The organism is Pseudarthrobacter oxydans (assembly GCF_013314975.1).
GTDB lineage: Bacteria > Actinomycetota > Actinomycetes > Actinomycetales > Micrococcaceae > Arthrobacter > Arthrobacter oxydans.
Window position 1 is genome coordinate 128,681 of sequence record NZ_JABTYH010000009.1, and the last position, 9,004, is coordinate 137,684.

12 protein-coding genes are annotated in these 9,004 nt (G+C 66.3%); 6 read left to right on the plus strand and 6 right to left on the minus strand.

Features of this window, described 5'->3' with window-relative positions; genetic code table 11:
* Nucleotides 1-123: 123 nt before the first annotated feature.
* The 4 genes from HTS88_RS08450 to HTS88_RS08465 form a co-directional block, all read right to left on the minus strand.
* Entirely contained in the window at nt 124-321 is a 198-nt protein-coding gene (locus HTS88_RS08450) for a hypothetical protein (RefSeq protein WP_174177311.1), read from the minus strand.
* A 239-nt stretch (nt 322-560) separates the two neighbouring features.
* A complete protein-coding gene (locus HTS88_RS08455) occupies nt 561-1,748 on the minus strand; it encodes a fatty acid desaturase family protein (RefSeq protein ID WP_174177313.1) in 1,188 nt (395 codons plus the stop codon).
* A gap of 13 nt (nt 1,749-1,761) precedes the next feature.
* On the minus strand, nt 1,762-2,859 hold the full coding sequence (locus HTS88_RS08460; RefSeq protein ID WP_141002268.1) for a ferredoxin reductase: 1,098 nt from the start codon (nt 2,857-2,859) through the stop codon (nt 1,762-1,764).
* 225 nt (nt 2,860-3,084) lie between these two features.
* A complete protein-coding gene (locus tag HTS88_RS08465) occupies nt 3,085-4,116 on the minus strand; it encodes an LLM class flavin-dependent oxidoreductase (RefSeq protein ID WP_174177315.1) in 1,032 nt (343 codons plus the stop codon).
* Here HTS88_RS08465 and HTS88_RS08470 point away from each other — a divergent pair.
* From HTS88_RS08470 to HTS88_RS08480, 3 genes are read left to right on the plus strand one after another with little or no spacing between them, the layout of a single operon-like run.
* Nucleotides 4,092-4,361 carry a YnfA family protein gene (locus tag HTS88_RS08470; RefSeq protein WP_281359023.1) on the plus strand — a complete coding sequence of 90 codons (270 nt, stop codon included), beginning with the start codon at nt 4,092-4,094 and terminating at the stop codon, nt 4,359-4,361. The two genes, HTS88_RS08465 and HTS88_RS08470, sit on opposite strands and share 25 nt — an antisense overlap.
* A gap of 56 nt (nt 4,362-4,417) precedes the next feature.
* On the plus strand, nt 4,418-4,822 hold the full coding sequence (locus HTS88_RS08475) for a DUF202 domain-containing protein (protein ID WP_174177317.1): 405 nt from the start codon (nt 4,418-4,420) through the stop codon (nt 4,820-4,822).
* Nucleotides 4,823-4,825: 3 nt separating this feature from the next.
* Nucleotides 4,826-5,164 carry a DUF202 domain-containing protein gene (locus HTS88_RS08480; RefSeq protein WP_174177319.1) on the plus strand — a complete coding sequence of 113 codons (339 nt, stop codon included), beginning with the start codon at nt 4,826-4,828 and terminating at the stop codon, nt 5,162-5,164.
* Between the two features lie 20 nt (nt 5,165-5,184).
* On the opposite strand, the gene HTS88_RS08485 is transcribed toward HTS88_RS08480, so the two are convergent.
* Nucleotides 5,185-5,583 carry a DUF3592 domain-containing protein gene (locus HTS88_RS08485; RefSeq protein ID WP_174177321.1) on the minus strand — a complete coding sequence of 133 codons (399 nt, stop codon included), beginning with the start codon at nt 5,581-5,583 and terminating at the stop codon, nt 5,185-5,187.
* A gap of 57 nt (nt 5,584-5,640) precedes the next feature.
* On the opposite strand from HTS88_RS08485, the gene HTS88_RS08490 reads away from it, so the two are divergent.
* From HTS88_RS08490 to HTS88_RS08500, 3 genes are all read left to right on the plus strand, one after another.
* Nucleotides 5,641-5,877 (plus strand): DUF2630 family protein, encoded by a 237-nt coding sequence (locus tag HTS88_RS08490; protein ID WP_174177323.1) that lies wholly within the window; start codon nt 5,641-5,643, stop codon nt 5,875-5,877.
* Between the two features lie 23 nt (nt 5,878-5,900).
* Nucleotides 5,901-6,695: a carbon-nitrogen hydrolase family protein gene (locus HTS88_RS08495; protein WP_174177325.1), complete on the plus strand. Its 795-nt coding sequence runs from the start codon at nt 5,901-5,903 to the stop codon at nt 6,693-6,695.
* Between the two features lie 439 nt (nt 6,696-7,134).
* Nucleotides 7,135-8,475, plus strand: coding sequence for an ammonium transporter (locus HTS88_RS08500; protein WP_174177327.1), 1,341 nt, complete (start codon nt 7,135-7,137; stop codon nt 8,473-8,475).
* Between the two features lie 45 nt (nt 8,476-8,520).
* Here HTS88_RS08500 and HTS88_RS08505 read toward each other — a convergent pair.
* The coding region (locus HTS88_RS08505) for a PadR family transcriptional regulator (protein ID WP_174177329.1) at nt 8,521-9,004 on the minus strand (484 nt) is incomplete at its 5' end.

Genomic DNA, 9,004 nt, shown 5'->3' on the forward strand with positions numbered 1-9,004 from the left:
CCTTTCGAGACTGTGGGATCGATGCGGCCGGGAGGGTGCCGCGGCCGCGCAGTACCTACTCTAGGGCGGTCCACCGTCCAGTCCAGCCCTTCCCGCGCGTGGCTTCCTGCCAGGCACGCCCTGCTACGGGGAGGGTTGCGGAAGCTCGCAGGTAATCTGCGGATTCGCTCCCATGTAGTTCAGCGGTCCCGCAACGATGGTGATGGCAATGGTTCCGGCCTCCGCGCAGTTTCCGGGCGCGGCGCCGAAATAGCCGCGCTGCCAGGCGGCCACACCGCCAACAATGAGCCAGATAACGATGAGTGCTCCGACAATCCGCATGATTCCTCCACTGGGCGCCGCGCTGTGGGATCAATTATGCGCGCCTGCCGCGGGTATGGGAGAGGGTTCCAAGGAAAGTGAGAGAGCGTCCGGGGAAACCTTGCGTTAAGTGAGAGAGCGTCCGCCGGAAACGGGCAGGGAGTGAGAGAGCGTCGGTGGGGACAGAAAAGCACCTCCGGTCCCGGGGATAATCCCGGAGCCGGAGGTGCTTTCAGTGCTTTGGGCAGGCGGTGCGGCGGTTAGGCCGTGGCTGCCGTCTTGCCGGGCAATGCCAGCCTGAAGATCTTGCCCCAGGTGGATCCGACCTGCTTCAGCAGCGGCCCGGTGGTGTACTTCAAACCGTAGCGCTGGCAGATCTCACGGACCTTGGGCGCCACCTCGGCGTACCGGTTGGACGGCAGGTCCGGGAACAGGTGGTGCTCGATCTGGTGCGAGAGGTTGCCGGTCATGATGTGCATGAACTTCGACCCGGAGATGTTGGCGGAGCCGATCATCTGGCGGATGTACCAGTCACCGCGGGTTTCGCCTTCCGCCATTTCCTCCGTGAAGGTGTCCGTGCCTTCGGGGAAGTGGCCGCAGAAGATCACGGCGTGGGCCCACACGTTGCGAACGGCGTTGGCAGTCAGGGTGCCGTAAAGGGCCTGCTTGCCGGAGCCGGTCAGCATGGCGACGGCCGGGGTTGCGGCGTAGTCCTTGGTGAACTGGGTGACAACCTTCTTGCCGAGGGCCCTGAGGTCCTTGAGCAGCGCTTCCTTGGACTTCTTGCCTTCCTTGAACTCCGTGAGCTCAAGGTCGTAGATGGCGATACCCCACTCGAAGAGGGGCGCCAGGATGGCGTTGAACAGCGGGTTGGCCAGGTTAATGGGCTTCCACGGCTGCTGTTCGTCCATCCGCAGGAGGTTGTATCCGACGTCGTTGTCCTTGCCCACCACGTTGGTCCAGCGGTGGTGGAGGTCGTTGTGGGTGTGCTGCCACGAGCGTGAGGGCGTGACGAAGTCCCACTCCCAGGTGGTGGAGTGGATGTCCGGGTCCCGCATCCAGTCCCACTGGCCGTGCAGGACGTTGTGCCCGATTTCCATGTTCTCCAGGATCTTGGCCAGGCTCAGCAGCGTGGTTCCGGTAACCCAGGCAGCCTTGTTCTTGCTGACCAGCAACGCGGCACGCCCGGAGATCTCCAGGCCACGCTGGACCTTGATCACGCGGCGGATGTAGGCGGCGTCTGCCGCCCCGCGCTTGGCGAGAATCTCGTCGCGGATGGCGTCCAGTTCACGCCCAAGTTCCGCCACCTGCTCATCGCTCAGGTGCGCGGCGGCCGGCGGCCGGACGGTGGGGCTGCCGGACTCGGCGAGCTTTCCGGGGCGCGTCCTTGACCCTCCGGTCGGCTTGCCTTCGGCGGATGTGGTCTTGCTCGGTGTTACTACAGTCATACCGTGGTGCTCCTCAGATTTCGAGGTTGACGGGTCCGGCGGCTGCCGAGACACACGTTTGGATCAATTGTCCGGGTTCGCCGTGGACTTCGCCGGTGCGGAGGTCGCGGACCTGGCCGGACAGGAGTGGGGTCAGGCAGCTGTGGCAGATGCCCATCCGGCACCCGCTGGGCATGAGGACTCCTGCGTCTTCGCCGACGTCGAGGATGGGGGTGTCGCCGTCGGCTTCCACTTCCCTGTCCGAGGCTTCGAAGGTGACCAGCCCGCCGTCGTGCCCCACACCGCCTTCAAAGGTGGTGTTGAAGCGCTCGATCATGAGGTTGCCGGCACTGCCGGCCACCGCCACGTCCGAGCCGGGGGCTGCAGTGGTGAGCGCCGCGCGCTTCCACAGCGCCTCGGCGTCGTCCAGGAAGCTGTCCGGACCGCAGGCATACGCCGCGCGTTCCTTCCAGTCAGGGCAGATCTCGTCCAGCTGGGAGGTGTTGGTCAGGTCCATGCGGCCCTGCTCACCGGTGAACCAGTGGGCCAGGCGGAAGTTGGGGAACTGGTCCGCCAACTCGGCAAGTTCCTCGCGGAAGAGGCTGTCGCCGGGAGTGCGGGCCGAATGAACAAGCACGACGTCGGCATCCGGACGCCGCGGGACGAGCGTACGGATCATGGACATGACGGGAGTGATGCCGCTGCCCGCGGTTACCATCAGCAGGGGCCGCGGGTGCTCGGGGAGGACGAAGTCGCCCTGTGGAGGAGCCAGGAACAGGACATCGCCGGGCTTGGTGGTGCGCACCAGGGTGCCGGACACGGCGCCAACATCCGTGACGGTGATGGCGGGGTCCTTGCCGGCAGGGGCGCTGAGGGAGTAGGAGCGCCAGTGGCGGACGCCGTCGAGTTCGACGCCGATGCGCGCCCACTGGCCCGCCAGGTGCGAGTGCCAGCCGCGGCCGGGCCGGAAAAAGATCGTTGCGGACTGGGCCGTCTCCTGGACAACGCGCGTGACGACACCACGGAGCTGCCGTGCGGAGTAGACGGGGTTGAACAGCGCGAGGATGTCCTCCGGCGACAAGGGCGTGGTGAGGACAGTGGCCGCCTGGGCCAGCTGGCGTAACCGGATCATGCTATTAAGCCTAGAGCGGCGCGAGCCATATTTCTCTCTCTCCGTCATATGACCGTTCCGCAGTCACGCTGTAGTAAGTGGCGCAAAGCCCCCAAGCCGCACTCTAAGAGTAACGGTTCGGCAACGCGTAAAGTTCCCCCACCCTTCCATAAGCCTACTTATTATATCGCCGTATTGCTGCTGGCGGGGAGAAATTTTAGGTCAGCACTCTTTCGCCGCGGCTGTTCAGGAGCCGGGATTCCATCCCAGCGAGGGCGCGATGTGCCGGGAGATAGTGCCCAGCAGCTTCGCGTTGAAGTCGACGCCCAACTGGTTGGGGATGGTCAGCAGGAGGGTGTCGGCGGCCTGGACGGCGGTGTCCGCGGCGAGCTGTTCCGCCAGCACGTCCGGGGCGCCCGCGTAGCTCTTCCCGAACCTTGCAGTGAGCCCGTCAATGATGCCCACCTGGTCCCGTCCGTCCCGAAGGGCGGCACCGGCAAAGAAGCGGCTGTCTTCCTCATCCACGATGGGAAGGACACTGCGGCTTACCGATACCCGCGGCGTGTACTCGTGGCCTGCTGCAGCCCAGGCATCCCGGAACAACTGGATCTGCTCGGCCTGGAGTTCATGGAAGGGCACGCCGGTATCCTCGGTCAGCAGCGTGGAGCTCATCAGGTTCATGCCGAGTTCCGCGGCCCAGACCGCTGTCTTCCGGGTCCCGGCTCCCCACCAGATTCGCTCGGCGAGCCCGGGCGACTGCGGCTGGACCGGCAGGAGTCCGGTGGCTCCGCCTGCGTACCGCGGGTCTGCTTCCGCGACCCCCGCACCGGTGATCGCCTTCCGGAAGAGGTCGGTGTGCCGGCGGGCCATGTCCGCGTCGGTTTCTCCGGGGCCGGGCACGTACCCGAAGGCTGCCGCTCCCTGGCGGGCCGGCTCGGGTGACCCGCGACTGATGCCGAGCTGCAGCCGGCCGCCGCTGATCAGGTCCGCTGCCGCGGCTTCCTCGGCCATGTAGAGCGGGTTTTCGTACCGCATGTCGATGACACCCGTGCCGATCTCGATCCTGGTGGTGCGCGCGGCGATGGCGGACAGAAGCGGGAATGGCGAGGCCTGCTGCCGGGCGAAGTGGTGCACCCGGAAGAACGCGCCGTCCAGCCCGAGTTCCTCCGCCGCCACCGACAAGTCGATGGCCTGGAGGAGGGCATCACCGGCTGTCCTGGTGCGGGAGCCCTGCCCGGGACCCCAATGGCCAAATGAGAGAAATCCGATGCGCTCCATACACGGCCCAACCCCGGCCTGGCCCCCGGCATTCCCTGGGGGCTTACGGCTTTGTAGCCACCTTCCAGCCTGACCCCCACTTCGGCCGGATCCTGGCGGCCTACGGCGGGGTGTTTGTGGCCGGATCGCTGGTCTGGGGAATGATCTTTGACGGCTTCCGGCCAGACCGCTGGGACATCGCTGGTTCACTGATCTGCCTGCTGGGCGTGGCAGTGATCATGTTCGCCCCTCGCAGCGGGGCATAGCGCTGCGAGGACAGCGCAGCGGAGGATGCGCCCAGCCGCATAGCTAAACTGGCACCGTGACCAACCGCGAGCAGCCCGCCAGCGCCCCCGTCCCGCCGTCGCGCGGGAGAATCGCCGAACGCCTGCTGCCTGGCGGGGAGGAACCGGACCCGCGGTTCACGCTGGCCAATGAGCGCACGTTCCTGGCCTGGATCCGTACCTCCCTCGCGCTGCTGGCCGGCGGCATCGCCATTGAAGCCTTCACCTCGGACCTCTTCCTGGAACCGGTCCGCAAGGGCCTGGCGGTGGTCCTGCTACTGCTCGGCATGCTGTTGAGCGCAGGCTCCGCTGTCCGGTGGCTCCGGGTGGAACGCAGCATGCGCAACAAGGCGCCGCTGCCGGTGCCCCTCATCGTGCCACTGCTGGCTGCGGCCGGTGCCCTGGCGGCCGCCGTCGTACTGATCTTCATTCTCTGGCGCTGACCCGTGGCGCCATCCCGCGGCCCCGCACCACTGCATGGGGATCCCGGACTGCAGCCTGAACGGACCACGCTCGCGTGGGGCAGGACCATGCTGGCCCTGGTGACGGTCAGCGCGATCTTCCTGCGCTGGCTGCCGCAGCACGGCCTTCCGATCCTGCTCCTGTTCACGGTGTCCGCCGGGACGGCCGCCGGCATCTACTTCACGCAGCGGCGCCGCTACCGCGTGAGCTCGCACGGTATCCGCAAGGAAAGGCACGACGCCGACATCACCGCCGTGCTCTGGACGGCTTCCGCCGGGGTAATCCTGGGCGCCCTCGGCATTGGCGTGGTGCTTATTGGATAGGGCAGCCGTCCAGGGCAGCCCTAGAACATCGGCAGGATAAAGCCGGCAAGGAAGGCCACGGCGCCAATGCCCGTCAGGCACCGGCCCAGCACCGATGCGGTTTTGCCTGCCTCTTCCGGTGCAGCGGTCTGCCACTGGGTGGGGCGTTTGGGGTGGTAGTAGATGGGGAGGGTGTCGCCCACAGCCAGGTCCCTGATGTCGTGGGGTGACATAGGCGCGTGGTGCACCTGGTATTTGCGGTCGAACCAGCGGAAGCCCACGCCCGTGCTGTCGGAATACACCACCGCTTCAGCCACAGCCCACGGATGAACGAAGCGGCGGAGGAAGCCTATGTAGAAGAGCAGCGCGAGCCCGGCGGGCAGGCACATCCAGGTCAGCATTTCCAGGATTGGACCTGCCATATCAAGCACAGTGGGCATGATTCAGATGGTACAGGCGTACGCTGGGGAGACCGGTCCGGGGAGTAAGGGGAAGCCATGAATGATCAGGATATTTTGACGCGCATCCAGGCCCTCGTTGAGGAGGAGCACTCACTGCGGGAGGCCCCCGGGGACGGGCAGGTGCCGGACAAGGCGCGGCTGAAGCAGGTGGAGGAAAGCCTGGACCAGTGCTGGGACCTGCTGCGGCAGCGGCGGGCCAAGTCGGACTCCGGCGAGAACCCCAACGATGCCGAAGCCCGGCCCGTCAGCGAAGTCGAAGGCTACAAACAGTAGCGGCCCCCCAGATTGGAGCGTTCATGCGTCTGGCTGTAGCCCAGATCATCAGCAGTGCAGACCCCGCAGAAAACCTGGAACTGATCCGGGACTACGCGGCGCAGGCGAAGGCCGCTGGTGCGGAGCTGGTGGTGTTTCCCGAGGCTGCCATGCGGGCCTTCGGCCATTCCCTCCGCGACGTCGCAGAGCCACTGGACGGCCCCTGGGCCGGCGAAGTCCGGGCCATCGCGAGGGACCAGGGCATTGTGATCGTGGCAGGCATGTTCACTCCCGGGAAGGACGGACGGGTCCGCAACACCCTGCTGGTCACTGGCCCCGGCGTCGATACCTCCTACGACAAGGTCCATCTCTTCGACGCTTTCGGTTTTACAGAGTCGAAGACTGTGGACGCGGGCGAAACTCCCGTGACTTTCGAGCTCAACCGCACGGTCTTCGGCCTCGCCACCTGCTACGACGTCCGCTTCCCTGCCCTTTTCACCGCCAACGCCCGGGCCGGGGCGCAGGTCAACATCCTGTGTGCGTCCTGGGGAGCGGGCGAGGGCAAGGCTGAACAGTGGGACCTCCTGGTGCGGGCGCGCGCGCTGGACAGCACCACGTTCGTGGTGGCCTGCGGCCAGGGGGACCCGGAAACCGTCGGCGCAGGTCCGGCAGGCAGCGCCCCAACGGGCATAGGGCACAGCGCGGTGATCGACCCCCTGGGCTCCGCCGTCGTGGCGCTGGGCGGAAGGCCGGAACTCGCCGTCGTGGATATCGACCCGTCCATGGTGGATGAGGTTCGCAGCAAACTTCCCGTACTGGCCAACGCCCGGCAGTTCTGACACCTTCGCTGCTGCCATCCTGCTGGGCCTCCCACCTTTGGCAGCGCACGACGACGGCGCACCGCACTTTCCCAGCGGCGCGCCGTCGTCGGTCCTTAAGGCTGTGAAACCCAGCGCCGGGAGGGTGAGCCGCCGGTTACGCACAGGAAACCTATGCGTTCTTCGCGTCCGACGGCGGTTCTCACCTTCCGCCCAGTCCGTCACGCGCCGTTGCGCTGGCCTGGGGCCCTATGCCGTATCGGTGCCGCCGCGTGGAGGGCGGCGGTTAACAAGCTTGAAACATGATCGACGCGTGAACTTCACGTAGGAGCGGATTGTGTAACGCAGCCGCAACTTTTGCGCGCCCTTCCTGAAACACCGGAGGACAACCATAGACGCCGGGGGAAGTGCGAGGGCCGGCAAAGAGCGCCCCGCTGGCGCAACGCGAAGGGACCCGCAGGTGGAAATTTCTGCCCAACATGTCTGGCTGATGATTTCAGCCGCGATGGTTTTGCTGATGACGCCCGGGCTGGGCCTCTTCTACGGCGGCATGACCCGCGCCAAGGCAGCCCTCAACATGATCATGATGAGCTTCATCTCCGCCGGGATCGTCGGCGTGGTGTGGGTCCTGTGGGGCTACTCCATGACAACGGGCGACGGCGTGCTGGGCATCTTCGGCAATCCCTTCACCAATTTCGGCCTGCAGAGCCTGATGGGCTCCCCTGACCTGATCAAAGCCGGCTACAGCGCCACGTTTGCGATCATCACGGTGGCGCTGATCAGTGGAGCCATCGCTGACCGCGCAAAGTTCGGCGCGTGGGCACTGTTCGTACCGCTCTGGATCACCGTGGTCTACTGCCCCCTCGCCTACATGGTCTGGGGCGGCGGGCTGATGAGCGCCGGCGGAGCAGTCACCGCCGTATTCGGCCAGGTCATCGACTTCGCCGGCGGTGCAGTGGTGGAGATCAGTTCCGGGACCGCAGCCCTTGTCCTGGCCCTGATCGTGGGGCAGCGCCACGGCTTCGCCAAGGACCCCAACCACCGCCCGCACAACGTCCCCTTCATCATGCTGGGTGCCGCGATCCTGTGGTTCGGCTGGTTCGGCTTCAATGGCGGCGCGGCCACAACGGCTGAGCAGGCCGGCCTGATCTGGGTGAACACCCTGGTGACTCCCGCCGCGGCGATGCTGAGCTGGCTGGTCACCGAAAAGATCCGCCACGGGCATCCGACGTCCCTCGGTGCCGCCTCGGGTGTGGTTGCCGGGCTTGTGGCCATCACGCCGTCCTGCGCCAACATCAGCCCGGTGGCCGCTATCGGCCTGGGCTTCGTGGCCGGAGCCGCCTGCGCCGTCTTCGTTGACCTGAAGTACCGCTTCGGCCTGGACGACTCGCTGGACGTTGTGGGCGTGCACCTTGGCGCCGGACTCATCGGCACCCTTGCCCTCGGCTTCATCGCCCTTCCGGTGGATGGCCAGGGCGGCGGACTCTTCTACGGCGGCGGTGCGCAGCAACTGATTGCCCAGACGGCGGCTGTGGTGATCACCCTGCTGCTCTCCGGCGCAGGAACCTTTGTCATTGGCCGCGCCATCAACAAGACCATCGGGTTCCGGGTCAGCCTTGAGGCGGAAACCGCTGGCGTGGATCTGGCTGAACACGCTGAGAGCGCCTACGCGTTCGGGGAAATCGGCGCGGGCTTCAATCCGCTGCATCCCGCCTCCCCCTCCCCCGCGGCGGGGGTGGCAGCTGCCGCCGACCGGCCCAGCAAGAGCGCCACGCGGACTAAAGAAGACTCCTTTGCCTGACCGGCGCGGCGGTAAGGGCCGGAACGTCGTGCACTAAGCGCCGCGTCAGTCCGCCAGGATTTTGTACAGCGCCCGCCGGGTCTCATCCATTTTTTCGATGGCTGCGGCGCGCTGCTCCTCGCTGACACCACTGCGGAACTGATGGATGGCTCCCATCAGTTTGCCGATGCTCTGGTGGAACTCACGGTCGGAGCTGTCCGGCCCGGCATTCCAGGCATTGTCCATTTCTTCACCGTGCTCGGCCACATAGGCCCGGCCCTGGTCCGTGAGCGTGAACTCCGTCCCGCGGCCCTCGCTGAGGGCTGAGATCAGGTCCTCGTCAACGAGTTGCTGCAGCGTGGGGTAGATGGATCCGGGACTGGGCCGCCACGCGCCCTCCGTCCTTTCGGCAATCGTCTTGATCAATCCGTAACCGTTGGAAGGCGCCTCGGCCAGGAGCGAGAGGATAGCTGCCCGGACATCCCCCCTGCTCGCCCGCCGTGGGCCACGGCCAAACCCTGGACCGAACCCGGGGCCAAAGCCCGGCGCG

What these genes read in the sequence shown, in the direction of transcription:
- HTS88_RS08450 (WP_174177311.1), bottom strand. Translation starts at nt 321, where the DNA reads ATGCGGATTGTCGGAGCACTCATCGTTATCTGGCTCATTGTTGGCGGT.
- HTS88_RS08455 (WP_174177313.1), bottom strand. Translation starts at nt 1,748, where the DNA reads ATGACTGTAGTAACACCGAGCAAGACCACATCCGCCGAAGGCAAGCCG.
- HTS88_RS08460 (WP_141002268.1), bottom strand. Translation starts at nt 2,859, where the DNA reads ATGATCCGGTTACGCCAGCTGGCCCAGGCGGCCACTGTCCTCACCACG.
- HTS88_RS08470 (WP_281359023.1), top strand. Translation starts at nt 4,092, where the DNA reads ATGAGAGAAATCCGATGCGCTCCATACACGGCCCAACCCCGGCCTGGC.
- HTS88_RS08465 (WP_174177315.1), bottom strand. Translation starts at nt 4,116, where the DNA reads ATGGAGCGCATCGGATTTCTCTCATTTGGCCATTGGGGTCCCGGGCAG.
- HTS88_RS08485 (WP_174177321.1), bottom strand. Translation starts at nt 5,583, where the DNA reads ATGCCCACTGTGCTTGATATGGCAGGTCCAATCCTGGAAATGCTGACC.
- HTS88_RS08490 (WP_174177323.1), top strand. Translation starts at nt 5,641, where the DNA reads ATGAATGATCAGGATATTTTGACGCGCATCCAGGCCCTCGTTGAGGAG.
- HTS88_RS08495 (WP_174177325.1), top strand. Translation starts at nt 5,901, where the DNA reads ATGCGTCTGGCTGTAGCCCAGATCATCAGCAGTGCAGACCCCGCAGAA.